Origin of the sequence: Mucilaginibacter lappiensis (genome assembly GCF_900155965.1) — a bacterium.
GTDB classification, from domain to species: domain Bacteria; phylum Bacteroidota; class Bacteroidia; order Sphingobacteriales; family Sphingobacteriaceae; genus Mucilaginibacter; species Mucilaginibacter lappiensis.
This window is the reverse complement of the sequence record NZ_FTMG01000006.1, coordinates 220435-239267: the sequence shown is the minus strand read 5'-3', so window position 1 is coordinate 239267 and position 18833 is coordinate 220435. Positions and strand designations below refer to the sequence as shown.

The window sequence follows — 18833 nt, the reverse complement described above, 5'->3', positions numbered from 1 at the left end:
TCCAGTTAGGGAGTCTTATTTAACGTTTTTTTCAAGATAAGCAACTGCCTGGCCAACAGTACCAATAGTTTCAGCCTGATCGTCAGGAATAGCCACGTTAAATTCTTTTTCAAACTCCATGATTAGTTCCACGGTGTCTAACGAGTCGGCACCAAGATCATTGGTGAAACTCGCTTCTGGTGTAACTTCACTTTCGTCAACACCCAGTTTTTCTACGATAATAGCTTTTACTCTTGAAGCGATATCAGACATAGTCTTTATAGTTTAATGATTAATAAAAATTCAGTGCAAAGAAAAATAAATTCTGTCAATTATCAAATCTAAAACTTTTACAATATATTTCGGTAACAAAATTTTATTCAAAGGGTTTGTATTCGTAATTTTGACGTTTGTAAAAGTAATGATTTTGAACAGGAAATTTTTAAAGTTTGAGATCGATTTTGATTTTGTGCTTATCGCCATAACCACATCATTAAAAGACTACCGTATTTGTTACCTTATCAACAAATCTTTAAATTTTAATTTCGTGAGAACAAACGACCTTTCTGTTGATATCTATCAGGGGGCCGAACCTGTATTGTTCTCGCTATTTCATTACCAGTGGGAAACCACCGAAACTGACTTCTATTTTATTGGTAATAAGGGGTCTGACGGTTATCTGGTGCCCGAGATCAGGAGCGCCGATTACTTCATCATGATCAAGAATTACATTGACGACGACGACCTTGACAACCTGGTATCAACCATTAATAAGATACCCGAAGTTGTGGCCGCCGTAAAGATTGATCCGAAAAAAATAAAATCACGGGAAAATCTGTTATTTTAGCGCAAAATTTATAAATAGAGTGTTGGTTTTACACTAAATATATAATGTAAGCCAGTTTAACCCGAACAATATGAAACTATACTATAATCGTACTAAAATTGTAGCCACCATGGGCCCGGCGTCAGCTAAAAAAGATGTTTTATTAGCTATGATCAAAGCCGGTGTTAATGTTTGCCGCCTTAATTTTTCGCACGGAAGACCGGAGGATCATAAAGCCGTAATTGACATCATTCGCGAAATTAACGAACAATACAAAACCAACGTAGGCATTCTGGCCGATTTACAGGGCCCCAAAATTCGTATCGGTTTGGTAAAAGATGGTGGTATTCACCTGGTTAACGGAACTCATATTAAAATTACCACTCAGGAATGTATCGGTAATGACGAGCAGATCTACATTACTTATGATACTTTCCCTCAGGATGTACAGGCCAACGAAATTATTTTGCTGGATGACGGTAAACTGCAGTTAAGGGTTATTGAAACCAACAAAAAAGACACCGTTATCTGCGAAGTGGTACACGGCGGTATCCTAACTTCACGTAAAGGGGTTAACCTGCCAAACACCAAAGTATCTATCCCAAGTTTAACCGAAGAAGATTTGATCAACCTGCAATTCGCATTAAAATATGATGTGGAGTGGATAGGTTTATCATTTGTACGTACAGGTCAGGACATTATCGAGCTTAAACACATCATAGCCCAAAGCGGTAAAGCAGCTAAGGTTATTGCTAAAGTAGAGAAACCAGAAGCCATTGATAATATTGATGAAATTATTGCCGCTACTGATGGCGTGATGGTGGCCCGTGGTGACCTTGGTGTAGAAATGCCATTGGAAGAAGTGCCATTGCTGCAAAAAATGATTGCCGCGAAATGTCGTGCGGCTTCAAAACCGGTAATTGTGGCTACCCAGATGCTGGAGTCTATGATCACTACCCCGCGCCCAACACGTGCCGAGGTTAATGACGTAGCCAACTCTGTACTGGATGGTGCCGACGCGGTGATGCTAAGCGGCGAAACTTCAGTTGGTGAGTTCCCGGTTATTGTTATTGAAACCATGGCCAAAATTGTGCGTAACGTAGAAGAGTTTGGTTATAGCTTCAATACCGCCAGAGTTAGTGATACCGACCCGTCATCGCCAGATTATCTGAGCAACGCGGTTTGCGAATCGGCAGTTCACCTGGCACAGCATACCAATGCGGTAGGTATCGTATCCATGACCACATCGGGTTATACAGCTTTCCAGATCTCGAGCCACAGACCACAGGCAAGCACCTATATATTTACATCCAACAAGCAATTGCTAAATGCATTAAGTTTGGTTTGGGGTGTACGTGCCTTTTTCTATGATAAACTGGAAAGCACCGATCAAACCATTGCTGATGTGAATGGCATCCTGAAATCAGAAGACCTCATCAAAGCCGGCGATGTAGTGATCAACACTGCTGCTGTGCCTATTATTAAACAAGGTAAAACCAATATGCTTAAAGTAAGCATTGTTGAATAACCTTATTTAAATATACTTTTAATGGAAAAAGGCTCGCCGTAATGGTGAGCCTTTTTTGTTGATTATAATTTTATTGCGGATAGTCTTAAGCCTTTTGTTGTTTTTTTACGCCGATGATCAGCAGCCACAGGCAGGTACCTATTTCGCCGATACTGGCAGGTATAGTAACAAAACTGGAAATGGTCATTTTACCATAGCCTGTAAAAAGGAAATCACAGGTAAAATCTATAAGGTAGCTAAAGCCTCCCAGGATCAAAAAAATGCCTAAAATTTTAGGCAGAAAGCCCGATTTATATACTAAATAACCAAAAGGGAGCAACCAAAGACCCCAGAATATGGTAGCTACCTGGTTACCCTGGCTATAAAAATGAAGGTTTAACATGACCTGGGCCTGCAAATGGGGCAGGTCAAATACTTGCAGGTACGCCGCTTTACCAATAAGGGTTAATACCGCAAAATAGTTAAGGATATTTACAAATGCCATTGGCACCTGAACCACAGCCAATATCACCATCAGGATAGCATAGGTTTTATTTACAGGTTTTAATAATTTGTACAAAGCCAGTGGAAGCAGCAAAAAGAAAATATAACAAACCAAATAAACCAAAATACCGGTGCGGAATAATGTTTCGGATTCGGTGATATTTTTAAAAGTTTTAGCGACATCGCTCCAAACAATCAGCTTTCCTGGAACGTACATCAGGGCAAAAATGCCTGTAATTATATTGATCAGGTATAGCAAACCTGCAATCCTGGCGTTTTTTTGAGGGGATAAACCGGTGGTAAGATCAGTCATTGCGGTATAGGTTAGTGATTATAACTGCCATTTTGATTGCCATTGGTTTAAATTGTTACAGTTATTCAAGAGAGGGGAATCGCACAACCTTCCGCTTTTTTGTTCTCTTTGGAGAGGGTTGGAGAGAGGCTTATTTCGCCTTTTCGTAAGTTTTAGGATCGATTGCTGCCGGCGACCAGTCTTTCAAAAAATCCATGACTTTTTCTTTACTGTGGCCCTTGCCTTCTTCCAGGTAGCCCGAATTCTGGGTATGCAGGCGTGCGCCTTTGCCATCTAACACCACAAATACCGGGAAACCGAAACGCTGCGGATAGCCCAGATCGGCCAGCACCGCTTTGTTCTCGTTTTCTTTACTGTAGTTTACGTGCAAAACCACATAATTATCGTTCAGGTATTTGTTCAGGTCGGCATCTTTGGTCACCAGGTCGTTAAACCGCAGGCACCAAATGCACCAGTTGCCGCCAATTTGTAAAAGCACGTTTTTATGTTGTTGTGCCGCCTGTTTTACCGCGGCTTTAATCTCTGCTTTGGCATCGGCATCAGAGTTGTATATTTTAGGTTGCTCCTGCGCGCGGGCGCTCAGTGTAAAAGCAGCGACGAACGCGATCAGAATTAATTTTTTCATGTGTAGGGATCGGTAATTTAATTGACAGTTTAATATACGCGTATCAAACCGGACCAATATGCTCTAAGCTACAAAAAAATGATATTGAACGATAGTTTTTTAATTATTAACACGTATAATTATTTAATAATCAGGTAATTGAAAATTAATATATGGCGCAGGGGCCTATTAACTGACATGTGTGGAAAACTCTGAAATAAAAGGTAATACCGATACTAATAGCTTTGATTAAAACACCCTTAGTGTTTTGAAAATTCCACTACTCATCCTCAATCTATTATACTATGGCCAGAAACATTACCTCCAAAATGTCCGCCACCAGCAGCGGGAAAGGGCTTAAAACAACACGCTACTTCACTAAAGAAGGAACTAACGTATTTGATCTGTTTAAGTACGATAAACGATCGTCGGTGATCCGTAACCCATCGGGCGATGCTGTATTTGAAATGAACGATGTAGAAGTGCCTGTTACCTGGAGCCAGGTGGCAACCGATATACTAGCACAAAAGTATTTCCGCAAGGCTGGCGTACCGCAGGCCGATGGCAGCATCGGCGCCGAAAAAAGCATAAAGCAGGTGGCCCATCGCATGGCCAACTGCTGGAAAGACTGGGGTGTACGCTACGGTTACTTTGCCACCCCGAAAGATGCCGATATTTTTTATGACGAAATAGTTTATACCATTGTAGGGCAATTGGCGGCGCCAAATTCGCCACAATGGTTCAATACCGGGCTGCATAATTCATATGGCATTACGGGCAAGCCGCAGGGACATTACTTTATCGACCCGCTTACCGAAGCCTTGAGCAAATCGACCTCCGCTTACGAGCGCCCGCAGCCGCATGCCTGCTTTATACTTTCTGTTGATGACGACCTGGTGAACAAGGGCGGCATCATGGATCTTTGGGTTCGCGAGGCCCGCATATTTAAATATGGCTCGGGCGTGGGTACCAACTTCTCCAAAATTCGCGGCGAAACAGAAAAACTGGCCGGCGGTGGTTATTCATCGGGCTTAATGTCCTTCCTTAAAATAGGCGACCGTGCCGCAGGTGCTATCAAATCGGGCGGTACAACACGCCGGGCTGCTAAAATGGTTTGCCTCGATCTGGATCACCCCGAAATTGAAGGTTTTGTAAACTGGAAAGTAGAGGAAGAAAAGAAAGTAGCCGCGCTAATTGCTGCCGGTTATTCATCCGATTACGAGGGCGAAGCTTACCGTACCGTATCGGGCCAAAACTCCAATAATTCGGTGCGGGTACCCAATAGCTTTTTCCATGCGCTTAAAGGTGGCAAGCCCTGGGAGCTTACCAGTCGCATTACCGGTAAGGTGACCAAAGCCGTTGCCTCACAAAAACTGTGGGATGATATCGCTTTCGCGGCCTGGGCCTGTGCCGATCCGGGTGTACAGTTTGATACTACCATTAATGAGTGGCATACCTGTCCCGAAGGTGGCCGTATCAATGCCTCTAACCCATGCTCCGAGTACATGTTCCTGGATAATACGGCCTGTAACCTGGCCTCTATAAACCTGGCTCATTTCTTTGATCCGCAAACCAGGGTATTTGATGTAAAAGGTTTTGAACACGCCTGCCGTATGTGGACTATCGTATTGGAGATCTCGGTACTGATGGCGCAATTCCCATCCGAAGAGGTTGCCCAGTTATCTTACGATTACCGCACCCTGGGCCTGGGTTATGCTAACTTAGGTTCGGCCCTAATGGTGAATGGTATCCCTTATGATAGTGATAAGGCCCGTGCTATTGGCGGGGCCATCACCGCTATCATGACGGGTACAGCCTATGCTACATCGGCCGAAATGGCCCGCGAGCTGGGACCTTTCCGCAAATACAACGATAATAAACAGCATATGTTGCGGGTGATGCGCAACCATCGCTACGCGGCCTATAACTCTACCGAAAACTTTGAGGATTTAGAGATCGCTCCTCCGGGCATCGATCCTAAATATTGCCCGGATTACCTGCTTTCGGCGGCCTGCAACGCCTGGGATAAGGCTGTAGAAATGGGCGAAAAGCATGGCTATCGCAACGCGCAAACCACTGTTATTGCACCAACCGGTACCATTGGTTTGGTGATGGATTGTGATACTACGGGCATCGAACCCGATTTTGCGCTGGTGAAATTCAAAAAGCTATCAGGCGGTGGTTATTTCAAGATCATAAACCAGGCCGTGCCCGAAGCATTGCGCAATTTAGGCTACCGCGAGCACGAAGTTACCGCCATTGTAAACTATGCCAAAGGCTCGGCCAGCTTAAAAGGTGCGCCGCACGTGAATACCGACAGTCTGAAAGCGAAAGGTTTTACGGATGATGAACTGGAAAAACTCGACAAAGGGCTGGTATCGGCCTTTGAAATCAGCTTCGCATTCAATATCTGGTCGCTGGGCGAAGAATGCCTGAAACGCCTGGGTATTACCGCCGACCAGTACAACGCGCCCGACTTTAATGTACTGCGCGCTTTGGGTTTCAGCAGAAAACAAATAGCCGAAGCCAACGAATACATCTGCGGCACTATGACTATGGAAGGCGCGCCTTATCTAAAAGAAGCGCACTATCCTATATTTGATTGCGCCAATAAATGCGGTGCCAAAGGCGAGCGTTACATCCACGCGCATGGCCATATCAAAATGATGGCCGCGGCGCAGCCATTCCTGTCCGGCGCCATATCAAAAACCATCAACCTGCCTAATGAGGCTAAAGTTGATGAGATCAAGGATTGTTATCAACTGTCATGGGAGCTGGGCTTAAAAGCCAACGCGCTTTACCGGGATGGTTGCAAGCTGAGTCAGCCATTATCCACCAAATCAGACACCAAAGAAGAGGCCGACGACAAACTGGAAACCGTAGAAGAGGTACTTGGCGAAGCGGCTAACGTAAAACTAAGCGACCTGACCCCGGAGCAGGTGATTGAAGCCGCCATGGCTATCATGGAAAGATCGAAGGATACCAATTTTATGCGGCAGCTATCGCGCGTGGTAGAGAAAAAGAACCTGCCCTTTAAACGCGGCGGATTTACCCAGAAAGCCATTATCGACGGACAGACCGTATTTGTGCGCACCGGCGAATATGAAGACGGTACCCTGGGCGAAATATTTGTGGATATGCACAAAGAAGGAGCTACTTTTCGCTCCTTGATGAACTGTTTTGCTATCGCCGTTTCGGTGGGCTTACAGTATGGTGTGCCGCTGGAAGAATATGTAGAGAAATTCACTTTCACCCGTTTTGAACCTGCCGGTATGGTGGTAGGCCATGCCAATATCAAAAGCGCCACCAGTATCATCGACTATATTTTCAGGATGCTGGGCTACGAATACCAGAACCGTACCGACCTGGTGCATGTGCTTACCGAAAATAAGGCTACCCTCGGTAACCCCCAAATGGGCGATGAGGATTTTAATACCGACGAAAGCAATGTGTACGTGCAGGTTAACAATCCGGGTGGTTTTAACAACGCCAAAAAGCAAGGTCTTTCTGTCGACCTAAGTATGGGCGTGCAAAGTGATGCCCCCAGTTGCAACGTATGCGGGCATACCACCCTGCGTTCGGGCACCTGTTACAAATGCCTTAACTGCGGTAACTCCATGGGGTGTTCGTAAGTTGGGCTAAACAAATGAAGTTTTTTGTTCAGTATAAATAGTTAAATGTGTAAACCCTGCCGCAAGGCAGGGTTTTTTGTTCTGTAATTATACTTATACTATATGTCATTGCGAGCGGAGCGTGGCAATCGCATCGTATACAGGGCGAAGGAGAATGTCGTAGAGCGCTCAATTGCCGCTAAGGCTGTTACTTTTGTCTTGATACAAAAGTAACCAAAAGATCAAGTCACCAGAAATGCTTCTTTGCCGCACGGGCCCTTACCCTGCAAATCAGTCAGAACCACGGACTGCTAAACCTCACCTCCACTTTGTTCGCTCATTCCCTTACTTTGATGAGGTTTGCTAATGCCCCGCCAACCGCACTGGTCAACATTGTTCTGCCCGCTTTTATCCGAAGCTTATCTGCTGACGGGGAAGGATAAAGTAAAATTAAAAACAAACGGTTGTGATCTCGAACGAGGAGAGATCTTTTACGCGCGATAAGTTCAAATAAGTATAGTCATCCTGAACTTGTTTCAGGACCTCACAGGACAGACGTCCATCAGGTTGTACAACTCTGCTTATGGGATGCCGAAACAAGTTCGGCATGACTCTAATTCCTAAACCCTTTTTGTCATCCTAAACGCAGTGAAGGATCTATTGTTAAATGTGCTGGATTTTCGGGCTGTGATGATTGCAGCGCCCAGACTTTCCTCCCTTTTTCAAAAGCATACTCGCCTTACAAATATTGGAATGATGCATGCCTTTTTTGTTCAGGATAGGTGACGGCGGTGCCAAAATTACTGGTACAGTCGCCATAAGGAACACGATTGCGATATAGATACTTTTCATGGCTTTGGTTTTTGATGGTAATTAAATATCAGAAATTTTTAATTATTAATCGCCAATATTTCAATCAATTACCCCGTATTTTAAACCATCTTCAATGCTTTCTCCTATACTTTCCATATGAAAGCATTGGCCTGGTGCGATTCCTTCCCAACGGGAGGGGGAAGGGAGGGGTTTATCCCGTAGGAAGGGGAGTAACCGTTATAAGTTAAAAAACGTTAAATCAATTTCACCAAGCCTAACTGGTAGTTATGTTTGTAATGATTTGATTATCAAAACATACAAACCTATGCGTGGCCTGCTTATCCTGCTTTTGATATGTGCCTGTTTAAGCTCCTATGGGCAAACTGTAAGCGGTATTGTGTCCGATAAAAGAACCGGGCAGCCGCTCACTGGCGCCTGGGTAGCTACATCCAAAGCAAACGTAATTACCGGCATACAGGGTGAGTTTAGTATCGTTGGAACTAAAACAAAAGATACGCTTTGGGTAAAAATGCAAGGCTATAAATTGTATGTGCTGCCACTCAATCTGGCAAATAGTAAAAGTATCCGGATCGGTTTAGAAGCTGCGGTTATTGAACTCAACGAAGTTCATGTAACCGCCAAAAGAGACCGCATAAAAGATTCATTGAATAACCGTAAAATGTTTGCGAAAGAGTTTAATTCTTCGGCTCCTAAACTCAAAGATATGATAGCGCCATCAGGCGGTAATGTCGGACCTATACCGATGGTCGGCATTACTATTGTTCCATCCCAGGTTATCAGGGCCTTAACATACAAACACAGCCGGGAGTATAAATTAAAAAAAGAACTGATCAGGGATGAACAAAACCGGTACATTGACAGCCGGTTCAGCGAAAACCTGGTTAGCTCTATTACTAACCTTAAAGGCGATTCCCTGCTGGATTTTATGGATAGATATCGCCCGGGCATCGATCAGATCAAAAAAATGTCTGACTATGATATCAGGGTATATATCAAAGTAAGTCAGCAAAAAATGATGAGGGATAGCTTGATTAAAACGAAGTAGACCTCACCCAACCCTCTCCAAAGGAAAGGGCTTTAGAAAAACAAAATGTTTATTTTTTCTTTCCTCAGTCAGCAGAACAGCTCCGGGCGAAAGCGTGAGCGTCATTTCATCTTCAGAATTTTCTTTAAATTTTTGATTGGATATAATTGCTGCTTTTTTAAATTTATTTTTACCATCAGGACGCTCGGCGACTAAGGCCGTTGCCTCACTACTAATTCTAAAACCGATGAGTAACATATTGCATATTTTAAACGGGGATGCCGCCCTGTCAGGATTTAATGAAACCGGCCTGGACGGCGATGTACTGGTATGGCGCGAAGTGCTTTCTGAGGGCCCATTGCAGGAAAATATCCTCTCGGGTAGTTTCTGGAGCACCCGTGCCAAATGGATCACCCAAACGTTCAAAGAGGACTTTGACGCCTATCAGCATAAAGTAATTGAGGAGCTGGGTAAGCTCAACAGCGACTATATCGAAATTAACCTGTGGTTTGAGTTTGACCTGCATTGCCAGGTAAACTTACTGGGTGTTTTACAAATGCTTAGTCGCAAAACAGATATGTCTGACCCGGCTATTTATTTGATTTGCCTGGGCGATTGTGCACAGTTTAATTTTGCCAAAGGCCTTGGTGAGCTCAATGGTGATCAGTTTGAGGAACTATACGATAGCCGCGAACGCCTGAACGAATGGGAGTTTGAACTGGCCAACGAAGCCTGGCAGTTATATGTACAAGGTGATGCCGCCGAACTGGAAAAATGGCTGGGTGAAAATAGCTTCTGGGGTGGCGTGCCTTTACTAAAACCTGCATTGGAGGCCCATTTGAAGCGCTTGCAGGTAAATGAGGTAGGTTTAGGTTATATTGAACAACGGCTGCTGGATATTTACAATAGCGGCGCTAAAACACGATCGGCTATATACGCTACCTTTTGGAACGAAGATAAAATATTTGGTATGGGCGATACAGAAATAGATATTTACCTTGATCGGCTGCAGCAAAAGCAACTTCTCAACCTATAAAATATGGGCAATTCCTATATCATCAGCGGCGCCGGGAGCGGCATTGGACAAGCTATCGCGCAAAAATTGGCACGGGATGGGAATACCTGTATTTTGCTCGGACGTAATGAACAAAAGCTGCAACAAACACTGCATGGTCTGCCGGTGAGTAATCATAACCTGCTGGTAGCGGATATCCGCGAGCCAAAAAGTCTTGCACTGGCCTTTGAACAATTGAATAACAAGGCAGTAAACGGACTGATAGCCAACTCTGGTATCGGTGGAGAAAATTATTGGGGCGATGATGACCGTTGGGCCGACATCATTGGCACCAATCTTACTGGTACCTATAATTTTGTCAATACATTTTTACCTGCACTGCGGAATACAACGGGGGAGAAACATATTCTCATCACCTCGTCGGTACTGGCGCGGTTGGGTATAGCCAACTATTCGGCTTATTGTGCTTCTAAGGCCGGTTTGCTGGGCCTGATGCGTTCATGGGCCGTGCAATTTGCTCCAGAAAATATACTGGTGAATGCCATTTGCCCGGGTTGGGTAGATACTGAAATGTCGCAGGATGGTTTGCAGGGTATTGCCGATGGTATAGGCATCAGCAAACAGGAGTTTTATGAAATAGCCATGCAAAGCGTACCACTCCGGCGCATGAGCCAGCCCGATGAAATTGCCGGTTTGGTAGCCTACCTGTTAAGTCAGCGATCTATCACCGGGCAAACCCTTGATATCAATGGCGGTTCGGTGATGAATAGCTGATTACCGAACGGTTACAGCGATAGTAGGCGACCGGTCGCTCTCGTTTTTTAACCTGTCGAGCGCGGTGATCACATACATATAGGTTTTGCCTTTCTGCGCGGTAGTATCCTCAAAGATTAAACCATTGTTATACTGAATACGCAGTATGTTTTTAGGATCGTCGATATTGATCTTTTCGCCATCGGTGAACCGGTAGATCACGTAACCATAAACGGGTTGTTCGTCGCGTGCCAGGGTGGGTGCCATCCATCTTAATTGTACATGGCCTTGTATGGCTTTCGCGGTGAATTCCCGTGGTACATTAGGGGCAATAGAGTCGCGCCAAAGCATCACTGGTGGGAGGGCCGGATACTTGTAGTAATTTTCACGAAGCGAATCGGTAAAGCCCAATGGATTGCTGGTTAACGAATTCGAGCTGAAGTAAACACTGCCCTGGACCCTGGGATTGGCACGCATCATATTGATCTGATCGGGTAGTTGTTTGGGGTTTTTAAAGGCCACAGTTTTACGCTCGTTGATGCGGTACGCCGCTTGCCCGATGTAAAGGTGCCTGCCATAAGTATTGTCGCTCCACCAGTTAAGCAGTTTTTCAAAATCGGCTGCCCGGTTACCGATGGGCCAGTAAAGCTGTGGATTGATATAATCTATCCATCCCTGTTTTACCCACTCGCGCGAGTCGGCGTAGTTTTCATAGTAAGATGAGCCACCGTTGGTTTCAGAGCCCTCGTCGTTTTGTGATTTATTGGCCCATATACCAAATGGGCTAATGCCAAATTTAATATCGAGGTTGTGAGCGTGTACACTATCTCCTATCATTTTTATCAGCAGGTCAACATTGTGACGGCGCCAATCTTTAATATTATCATAGCCCTGGCCATATTTTTTAAAGGTTTCGTCGTCATTGATCTTTTGGCCGGCAATAGGGTACGGATAAAAATAATCATCCATATGCACGCCATCAATGTCATAGTTGTCAACTACATCCAGTATCACTTGTACAATATATTCGCGTACTTCAGGCAATCCGGGGTTGAAAGTTTTGATGCCGCCATAGGTAAAAAACCAGTCGGGTTTTACTTTGGTGATATGTTGCGGACTCAGGGCGGCGAAATTGCCGTCGAAAGTAGCACGATAGGGGTTAAACCAGGCATGCAGTTCCATACCACGTTTGTGAGCTTCGGTTATGGCAAACTCCAGCGGGTCATAAGCAGGGCTAGGTCCCTGGCCTTGTTTTCCTGTTAAATATTTCGACCAGGGTTCGCGGCTTTTGGCGTAAAAGGCATCTGCAGCAGGGCGCACTTGTAGCATTACCGCATTGATGCCTGTTTCCTGGTGTGAATTGAGTATATCTATAAGCTCTTGTTTTTGCTTATCAGTGGTAAACTTGGTACTTGTAGGCCAGTCGATGTTTACTACGGTTGCTATCCACACCCCCCTAAATTCCCGTTTAGGTGCTGTTTTAACTATTGGTTCATTAGATGAAGGTTCGGCAGGCTGCGCATAAACAGTTGCCATGGTAAGCAAAGGTGTGATCAATAGTATAAAGCGGCGAAATATATGCATCAATGGGGATTAAAGTAAAAGTTGCAAAGATATAAAACTCATAACGCTGCACTTTTATTATGAAGTATAAAATTTGAAGGTTTATTGTGATTTTAGCATATTGTATTTATTTTTAACCGTTGCCTAAGGTATTTGTTTACCTGTGATTCTATTAAAAATCATATTTTTAGTGTTTCAACGTTTACATATTGTTGGGCATGAAAGTGCTGATCAAAGGAAAAATACAGGTAAAGCGGGCAATATCTACCCGTTTAGAGTTGCTTGTAAATTAATCACAACAGTTAAATAGCTGCACTTTTTTAAAACAGCTTTGCTTTTTAACTGTATTAAAACATTAAACATTTAATTGCTATGGAAAATCAATCCGGTCAACCATCTAAGAAAAACTCCAACGTCATTTATTTCCTCATTGTGGTGGTATTGGCTCTATTGGGTACTGATGTGTATCTGTACTTGCAAAAAAACAAGTCGGACACTAAAATAGTGTACCAGCATGATGAACAAACCCGCCTGCAAACAGAATTAGATAGTCTTGAGTCGCAAATTCAGCAGGTAAATGCAGGTAAAGCCAAAATGTCGGTAGCATTGCAGGCCAAAAATGATTCGTTACAGGCAAAGATCCATGTGTTAAGAACACAGTTGGCTAAAGGTAAATTAACCAAAGAAGAATTGGCCAAAGCACAGGAGGATGTAAAACAATTAAGGTATTTTGTAACTAAATACACCGCCGACATCGACGAGTTGAAGAAGCAAAATCAATCCTTAGCATCAGAAAGGGATACGCTAAAAACCAATCTGGCTACGGTAGCTAAAAAGGCTGATACGCTCACTAAGCAAAACCAGGATTTGGATGCGAAGGTAAAGGTGGCGCAGGCGCTCAAGCTGGCTCAGGCAAATGTGGTGGCATATAAGGTTAAAAGCAGTGGTAAAGAGGTTGATGTTACCCGTGCAAATCCCGCTAAAAAAATCAAGATCAATTTTACAGTAGCCAGCAACAGCATCGCTATAAAAAGCATGCATGATATTTATGTGCGCATTATTGACCCAACCGGCAACCTGATAACACCTGCCGATGGTGGAACTTTCAGTGCTGATAACCAGGATCTGCAATACACTTATAAAACGTCTATTGATTTTAAAGACGATGGCAGTCAATACACTATTGATTGGGTAAATCCTAACCTGCCTTTTCAAAAAGGTACCTACACCGTGTTGCTTTATGCCGATGGTGGTACTATGGGTAAAACCGGCTTTACACTTAAATAAGCTTATTTAAACATATATAAAAGCCCTGTTCCGGATACCGGAACGGGGCTTTTTGTTTTAAGCGACTTCACTCCAACCACCATCCAAAAGAGAGAGTCTAAAGCGTTTTTTATAAAGCCCTCTCCTTTGGGGAGGGTTGGGTGGGGTTTACAAATTAAAAAAGTTATACTCCAACCGTATTAGGTACATGTTCTTACTATTGCGTGTCATGTCGTTATAGATCGGTGTGCGGTATGACAAATCCAGGCGGCAAACACTGTTAAATATCAACTGCACTGCCGGTGCAATATCCAGGTAACTTTGCCCATGACCCGGATTGGTTTTACCCAGTAGTTCGGCGTACAGGTTAACGTTGGTTTGCTGGTAGTCGCGGTAGTTTTTTGGGAATAACAAGTATCCGGCTGATAGGGTATAGGCTACCGCGTTGTGGGCCTGTAAAGGTGTAAGGTCATAGCCTCCCCGGTTATCAAAAGCACGCAAATAACTTGCCGAGCCTGATAATGCCAGCTTATGTAAAAGCTGGGTGAATACCACACCACTTTGCAAGCCGGAATTATCACCCTCGAGTGTTATTTCCTGGTTAACGATAGGGTTATTGATACTGGACACTTTCGCGAAAAAAGCTCCACGGAAATGTTTCTGCACTGTATCAATAGATAAAAAACGGTATTTGGCATACACACTACCACCCTCAAAATGCTGGCCGTTGCTGTAATAGTCGGATGCATACAACGATCCATGTACCATTAAGTGCCGACTTACACCATACATCGCCTCAAAACTTGTACGGTTTTTATAATCGGGTTTAAAAAATCCCTGGTTCTCTAAACGAAGGCCCAATGAGCCGGTGGCCATGTTACTGGCCGGTTCTGTATTTACATACAGCTCCTGCGAAAACGAAGAACATGCCAAAGCCATAAGGCCAATAGCCAATATTAATTTCTTCATAATTGTTTGTTGATGAAGATTATATAGCTAAATGATAGATACGACCACTTGCCGGAGTAGTATCGGTAACCTGACCCAGGTATTTTTTGGATACAGATTTTGGGGCAAAGCCATTATCAACTATAGTGAAATTCACATTGCCGCTTATAGCTTTATCTGCAGAATTCAGTAATCTGTAAGTGTCGCCGCCATAGCTGAAAATGTTATCGGCAACTTTGGTATTATCAAAGTTAAAGGTGGCTTTTAAACTGTTTACCGAAAACCCTGAACCCTGAACCTTTTTGCTAATCTGCTCAAAATTTACCGGTACATCACTTTTAAAAGTAATGAGGTATAAGTTGTGCATCAGATCGGTCTTGATATCGCTTATAAAAGGAAGGGTGCGCAACGCTTTTTCGGTTGATTTGGCGCACAATGCGCAGGTAAGGCCACTAACCTGCAGTTCGGCTTTGGTGAACTGGGCTTTTGCAACTGTAACAGTAAATACAAAAAGTAGGATAAATATTTTTAGGGTTTTCATTTTGATCTTTTAATTAATTGCTGGGAAATAAACCACCGGTAATTTTACCGGGTATTCTATGGACAATCAGTGTTGATCAAATACGAAAAATGCAATTTTTAATAAATGAGGCAATGTTTTGCCAGGGCATACCAGGTGGCCTGCGTTCAAGGGACGGATTGGCGAATGATTGCCTGGAAGGCGTAAAGAATCCGTTGAAAGATAACCGGGGTATATCAAACCCAAAAAGTTTGGATATGATGGAAACCGGTTCAATCTGGTGCGCGTCCTTTACTTTAATTTGCAGGTGCTTATCCTTGCAGCATTTCATTTTGCCGCAACTTTGGGCCATTTTGCAACTAATAGCCGGGGAATCAATTTTAACAGAGGCTATCTGCGTACCACAATAATGCAGATTAAGAGCAAAGCCCAATACCGTAACCGTGTACAGTAAGGTCAATAATAAAGCTCCTGATCTTTTTACCATAATAGCAAAAATAATGGATTAACTTGTTGATTACAAATTGTTTTTATGTATTCCCGAAATATGACCAAAACCCTATACAAGCACAAAGCACCGAACCCTCGCGGCCCGGTGCTTTGAAATTAACTTGATCTTATTATATGGTTATTACTGAGCAGATTGTTTAGCCTGCTGTTTCATTTGGTCATTAGCAACAATTACAATCTCTACCCTGCGGTTTTGAGCACGACCTTCAACGGTTGTATTATCGGCAATTGGTTCACTTTCGCCCTTACCTGAAGTGGTTAAACGTGATGGACTTACATTGTTGGCTGCGATGTATGATTTTACAGATTCGGCCCTTCTTACAGAAAGATCCATGTTATAAGAATCTGAACCAGTATTGTCTGTATGCCCTACTATTAAAATGTTGGTGTTTTGATTGTTTTGTAATGAAGTAGCCAGTTTTTGCAGGTTGCTTTGTGCCTCTGGTTTAAGATCAGACTTGTTGGTATCAAATAATATACCTGAGTCAAACTTAACCAAAATGCCCTCACCTTCACGGGTAACAGTAGCTCCCGGAACGGTTTGCTTTATTTCGGCAGCCTGCCTATCCATGTTACGACCAATAAATGCACCGGCGGTACCACCTACAGCACCGCCAATAATGGCTCCCAATGCGGTGTTACCGGCTGCTTTACCAATAAAAGCACCTATTGTTCCACCCGCACCTGCACCAATTGCTGCGCCTTTTTGTGTTTTGGTCAATGAATCGCAACCTGAGCCTAAAATACCGACGGTGGCTAAAGCCAAACTCAGAGTGGCTATCTTAATTCTAAGAGTTTTCATATATAATTATGATATGTTTTATGTATCATTTGCAAAGCCAATGCCAAAAACAGCAAAAAACAGCGATTGTTTTTTAAACCGAGTAAAAGCATACTATAGCTATATTTTTTTAATGTTTAGGAAAGGAATTTTCAAATAAGTAATTGACATTTTGTCCAAATCTCAAAAAATGGCTTATTTTTAGTACAAGGAATGTAAAATTGTCGATACAATTATAGCCACTGAGGTGATTAATTCACCACAATGAGCGTGGCTGGAAATATCAATTTAAAGGTACTGCCGGTATCTTTAACAGAAATCACCTCCATATCGATATCATGAAAAGTAGCTATTGATTTAACAATGGGTAAACCCAAACCAAAGCTATCCTGCCGAAGCGATTGCCTGAATTTTTTAAAGCGGTTAAATATAAAAGGGATGGCTTCGGCGTCGATACCGATACCATTATCGGTTATGCTGATGATAAAGTTATTGTGCCCCGCGATTCCGGTTATTTGAATATAGCCGCCCTCGTTATTGTATTTGATGGCGTTATTGATGAGGTTGAAAAATAAATTGAATAGCAGGAACTTATTAATATTTACCAAATTCCAATTCTCGGGTATATCGATACTATAACTGATATTTTTGTCCTGTAAGCGTATAGAAATTTCATCGTATACATCCTGAAGCAGTTCAACCACCGGCACCTTGTCTTCTTTTAAAAATTGTTCGTTTTCAATTTGCGATATCAATAACAGGGTTTTGGTGATGCTTTTTAAGCGGTTCAGTATTTTCTGCATCTCAATGAGGCGACCCTTCAAGTCATCGCTGATATCTTCCTCCTCAAACATGTTTTCAATTTTTGATTGCAGAATAGATATCGGCGTCATCAACTCATGCGAAGCATTGGAAATAAACTCCCGTTCTTTCTGAAATTTATCAGCAATGGTCTCCACCATTTTATGGATACTGATATCCAGGTATTCAAAATCGCTGGTGGTTGTGCGTACCTTACGGTAGGAGTTAAAATTAGGGAACTTTTGGCCAACAAGTTTGGTTTTAATAATGAGCCGCAGAGGCTTGAGCACATAATTAGAATAAAACTGATCGGCCAGAATGGTAAGCAATATCATACCCAGCAATACCTGGAAAGCAATATTTTGCAGCGGGGCACTAGTTTCATCAAGCGTATCTACACTTTTACCTATCTCCAGCAAGTAGTTATGGTTTTTGACTTTAAAAGTGTGACTTAGTATCCGGTACTCCAGTGTATCACCTTCGCTAAACTTGCGTTTGCCCAGTTTAATGGTGTCTAAAAAAAAACCGGGTTCAACCTCATCCAAACCTATGTATTCTTCTTTAAGGGGCAGGTAGCTACCATAAGCTTCGCCGTTTTCTATATAGGTTTCAATACCCCGGCTTTTTACTATTTGCAGAAGCTTGTTTTTTTGCTTGATGAGTTTACTATCTACATAATTACTGCTTATGTTTTTGATCAATACGGGTACCAGCAGTACAAACAGTACTACGATCACCAGTTTTGATATGGCATTAAAAAGGGTAAGTTTTGTCCTGAGTCTCAATGCTTAAGCGTTGATCTTTATTTTATAACCTAAACCGCGTACCGTTTCCAGCCAATCGGGAGAGGCAAAGGCATTTAACTTTTTTCGTATATTTTTAATGTGAGCATCGATATAGTTGGAGTCGTAATCATTATTTACCACGCTACCCCAGATATGTTCGCTTAACTGCATGCGGGTTAAAGTCCTGTTTTTGTGTAAAATTAAATAAGCTATCAGGTCAAATTCCTTTTTGGTAATCGTATTTACAACGCTATTTCCATGCGATATAGTACGATTAGTCAGATCGATCAGGAATTCACCCAGTTCAATAGTGTTATTTTTTACCCCAAATTTGCGACGTATAATGGCCTGCATACGGCTTTGAAGCTCGAGCAACGAAAATGGTTTAGGTAAATAATCGTCGGCTCCCAGATCAAGCCCTTTAATGCGATCGTTAATTTCTGCACGGGCGGTGAGTATGATACATGCAGCTTCGGAATCTATTTTTTTGGCTTCTTTTAACAGATCCAGGCCGTCATAATCAGGCAGGCCAAGGTCTATTAAAATAAAATCATACAGGTTAACCGCAATTTTTTCAGAAGCTGATGCTCCGTTAAAGCACACATCGCAGATGTAGTTATAATTGGTCAGAAATATTTCCAGTTCCTGTGCAAGCGCCCGTTCATCCTCAATAATCAATACATTCATAC

The 18833-nt window shown here is 42.9% G+C and carries 19 protein-coding genes; 7 read left to right on the top strand and 12 right to left on the bottom strand.

Annotation, left to right across the window (positions count from 1 at the left end; translation table 11 throughout):
* Positions 1–15: 15 nt before the first annotated feature.
* A complete protein-coding gene (locus BW976_RS13950) occupies positions 16–252 on the bottom strand; it encodes an acyl carrier protein (RefSeq protein WP_031266521.1) in 237 nt (78 codons plus the stop codon).
* A gap of 154 nt (positions 253–406) precedes the next feature.
* Between BW976_RS13950 and BW976_RS13945 the strand changes: the two genes are divergently transcribed.
* Positions 407–826 (top strand): IPExxxVDY family protein, encoded by a 420-nt coding sequence (locus BW976_RS13945; RefSeq protein WP_076374006.1) that lies wholly within the window; start codon positions 407–409, stop codon positions 824–826.
* 70 nt (positions 827–896) lie between these two features.
* The gene (gene pyk, locus BW976_RS13940) at positions 897–2333 is read left to right on the top strand and encodes a pyruvate kinase (protein WP_076373911.1); all 1437 of its coding nucleotides are present in this window, start codon (positions 897–899) and stop codon (positions 2331–2333) included.
* An 85-nt stretch (positions 2334–2418) separates the two neighbouring features.
* Here the strand turns inward: pyk and BW976_RS13935 are convergent, their stop codons facing one another.
* Together BW976_RS13935 and BW976_RS13930 are read right to left on the bottom strand one after the other, a co-directional pair.
* Positions 2419–3129 carry a DUF4386 domain-containing protein gene (locus BW976_RS13935; RefSeq protein WP_076373910.1) on the bottom strand — a complete coding sequence of 237 codons (711 nt, stop codon included), beginning with the start codon at positions 3127–3129 and terminating at the stop codon, positions 2419–2421.
* Positions 3130–3259: 130 nt separating this feature from the next.
* Positions 3260–3754 (bottom strand): thioredoxin family protein, encoded by a 495-nt coding sequence (locus tag BW976_RS13930; protein WP_076373909.1) that lies wholly within the window; start codon positions 3752–3754, stop codon positions 3260–3262.
* Positions 3755–4038: 284 nt separating this feature from the next.
* Between BW976_RS13930 and BW976_RS13925 the strand changes: the two genes are divergently transcribed.
* A complete protein-coding gene (locus BW976_RS13925; RefSeq protein ID WP_139332300.1) occupies positions 4039–7365 on the top strand; it encodes a vitamin B12-dependent ribonucleotide reductase in 3327 nt (1108 codons plus the stop codon).
* A gap of 642 nt (positions 7366–8007) precedes the next feature.
* On the opposite strand, the gene BW976_RS29400 is transcribed toward BW976_RS13925, so the two are convergent.
* Positions 8008–8196 carry a hypothetical protein gene (locus BW976_RS29400; protein WP_175614107.1) on the bottom strand — a complete coding sequence of 63 codons (189 nt, stop codon included), beginning with the start codon at positions 8194–8196 and terminating at the stop codon, positions 8008–8010.
* 286 nt (positions 8197–8482) lie between these two features.
* On the opposite strand from BW976_RS29400, the gene BW976_RS13920 reads away from it, so the two are divergent.
* Positions 8483–9223, top strand: a complete 741-nt coding sequence (locus BW976_RS13920; RefSeq protein WP_076373908.1) for a carboxypeptidase-like regulatory domain-containing protein — start codon at positions 8483–8485, stop codon at positions 9221–9223.
* Positions 9224–9226: 3 nt separating this feature from the next.
* Here BW976_RS13920 and BW976_RS13915 read toward each other — a convergent pair whose 3' ends face one another.
* Positions 9227–9460, bottom strand: coding sequence for a hypothetical protein (locus BW976_RS13915; RefSeq protein WP_076373907.1), 234 nt, complete (start codon positions 9458–9460; stop codon positions 9227–9229).
* Here BW976_RS13915 and BW976_RS13910 point away from each other — a divergent pair.
* Together BW976_RS13910 and BW976_RS13905 are read left to right on the top strand one after the other, a co-directional pair.
* Positions 9450–10238: a DUF1835 domain-containing protein gene (locus tag BW976_RS13910; RefSeq protein ID WP_076373906.1), complete on the top strand. Its 789-nt coding sequence runs from the start codon at positions 9450–9452 to the stop codon at positions 10236–10238. The two genes, BW976_RS13915 and BW976_RS13910, sit on opposite strands and share 11 nt — an antisense overlap.
* 3 nt (positions 10239–10241) lie before the next feature.
* Positions 10242–10991 carry an SDR family NAD(P)-dependent oxidoreductase gene (locus tag BW976_RS13905; protein ID WP_076373905.1) on the top strand — a complete coding sequence of 250 codons (750 nt, stop codon included), beginning with the start codon at positions 10242–10244 and terminating at the stop codon, positions 10989–10991.
* Here BW976_RS13905 and BW976_RS13900 read toward each other — a convergent pair whose 3' ends face one another.
* Positions 10992–12554: a glycoside hydrolase family 10-like protein gene (locus BW976_RS13900; RefSeq protein ID WP_076373904.1), complete on the bottom strand. Its 1563-nt coding sequence runs from the start codon at positions 12552–12554 to the stop codon at positions 10992–10994.
* A 351-nt stretch (positions 12555–12905) separates the two neighbouring features.
* Between BW976_RS13900 and BW976_RS13895 the strand changes: the two genes are divergently transcribed.
* A complete protein-coding gene (locus tag BW976_RS13895) occupies positions 12906–13820 on the top strand; it encodes a hypothetical protein (protein WP_076373903.1) in 915 nt (304 codons plus the stop codon).
* Positions 13821–13967: 147 nt separating this feature from the next.
* Here the strand turns inward: BW976_RS13895 and BW976_RS13890 are convergent, their stop codons facing one another.
* From BW976_RS13890 to BW976_RS13865, 6 genes are all read right to left on the bottom strand, one after another.
* Entirely contained in the window at positions 13968–14768 is an 801-nt protein-coding gene (locus tag BW976_RS13890; protein ID WP_076373902.1) for a hypothetical protein, read from the bottom strand.
* Positions 14769–14787: 19 nt separating this feature from the next.
* Positions 14788–15288: a heavy-metal-associated domain-containing protein gene (locus BW976_RS13885; protein ID WP_076373901.1), complete on the bottom strand. Its 501-nt coding sequence runs from the start codon at positions 15286–15288 to the stop codon at positions 14788–14790.
* 76 nt (positions 15289–15364) lie between these two features.
* Positions 15365–15754, bottom strand: a complete 390-nt coding sequence (locus BW976_RS13880; protein ID WP_076373900.1) for an HYC_CC_PP family protein — start codon at positions 15752–15754, stop codon at positions 15365–15367.
* Between the two features lie 144 nt (positions 15755–15898).
* Positions 15899–16579 carry a YiaD family glycine zipper/OmpA-like lipoprotein gene (locus BW976_RS13875; protein WP_076373899.1) on the bottom strand — a complete coding sequence of 227 codons (681 nt, stop codon included), beginning with the start codon at positions 16577–16579 and terminating at the stop codon, positions 15899–15901.
* 230 nt (positions 16580–16809) lie between these two features.
* Positions 16810–18144: a sensor histidine kinase gene (locus BW976_RS13870; RefSeq protein WP_076373898.1), complete on the bottom strand. Its 1335-nt coding sequence runs from the start codon at positions 18142–18144 to the stop codon at positions 16810–16812.
* A gap of 3 nt (positions 18145–18147) precedes the next feature.
* Positions 18148–18831, bottom strand: coding sequence for a response regulator transcription factor (locus BW976_RS13865; RefSeq protein WP_076373897.1), 684 nt, complete (start codon positions 18829–18831; stop codon positions 18148–18150).
* Positions 18832–18833 lie beyond the last annotated feature (2 nt).

Excerpts from the sequence above, each read along its gene's own strand:
- pyk (WP_076373911.1), top strand. The coding sequence starts at position 897 with ATGAAACTATACTATAATCGTACTAAAATTGTAGCCACCATGGGCCCG.
- BW976_RS29400 (WP_175614107.1), bottom strand. The coding sequence starts at position 8,196 with ATGAAAAGTATCTATATCGCAATCGTGTTCCTTATGGCGACTGTACCA.
- BW976_RS13895 (WP_076373903.1), top strand. The coding sequence starts at position 12,906 with ATGGAAAATCAATCCGGTCAACCATCTAAGAAAAACTCCAACGTCATT.
- BW976_RS13920 (WP_076373908.1), top strand. The coding sequence starts at position 8,483 with ATGCGTGGCCTGCTTATCCTGCTTTTGATATGTGCCTGTTTAAGCTCC.
- BW976_RS13865 (WP_076373897.1), bottom strand. The coding sequence starts at position 18,831 with ATGAATGTATTGATTATTGAGGATGAACGGGCGCTTGCACAGGAACTG.
- BW976_RS13950 (WP_031266521.1), bottom strand. The coding sequence starts at position 252 with ATGTCTGATATCGCTTCAAGAGTAAAAGCTATTATCGTAGAAAAACTG.
- BW976_RS13890 (WP_076373902.1), bottom strand. The coding sequence starts at position 14,768 with ATGAAGAAATTAATATTGGCTATTGGCCTTATGGCTTTGGCATGTTCT.
- BW976_RS13925 (WP_139332300.1), top strand. The coding sequence starts at position 4,039 with ATGGCCAGAAACATTACCTCCAAAATGTCCGCCACCAGCAGCGGGAAA.
- BW976_RS13880 (WP_076373900.1), bottom strand. The coding sequence starts at position 15,754 with ATGGTAAAAAGATCAGGAGCTTTATTATTGACCTTACTGTACACGGTT.
- BW976_RS13875 (WP_076373899.1), bottom strand. The coding sequence starts at position 16,579 with ATGAAAACTCTTAGAATTAAGATAGCCACTCTGAGTTTGGCTTTAGCC.
- BW976_RS13930 (WP_076373909.1), bottom strand. The coding sequence starts at position 3,754 with ATGAAAAAATTAATTCTGATCGCGTTCGTCGCTGCTTTTACACTGAGC.
- BW976_RS13910 (WP_076373906.1), top strand. The coding sequence starts at position 9,450 with ATGAGTAACATATTGCATATTTTAAACGGGGATGCCGCCCTGTCAGGA.
- BW976_RS13905 (WP_076373905.1), top strand. The coding sequence starts at position 10,242 with ATGGGCAATTCCTATATCATCAGCGGCGCCGGGAGCGGCATTGGACAA.
- BW976_RS13915 (WP_076373907.1), bottom strand. The coding sequence starts at position 9,460 with ATGTTACTCATCGGTTTTAGAATTAGTAGTGAGGCAACGGCCTTAGTC.
- BW976_RS13900 (WP_076373904.1), bottom strand. The coding sequence starts at position 12,554 with ATGCATATATTTCGCCGCTTTATACTATTGATCACACCTTTGCTTACC.
- BW976_RS13885 (WP_076373901.1), bottom strand. The coding sequence starts at position 15,288 with ATGAAAACCCTAAAAATATTTATCCTACTTTTTGTATTTACTGTTACA.
- BW976_RS13935 (WP_076373910.1), bottom strand. The coding sequence starts at position 3,129 with ATGACTGATCTTACCACCGGTTTATCCCCTCAAAAAAACGCCAGGATT.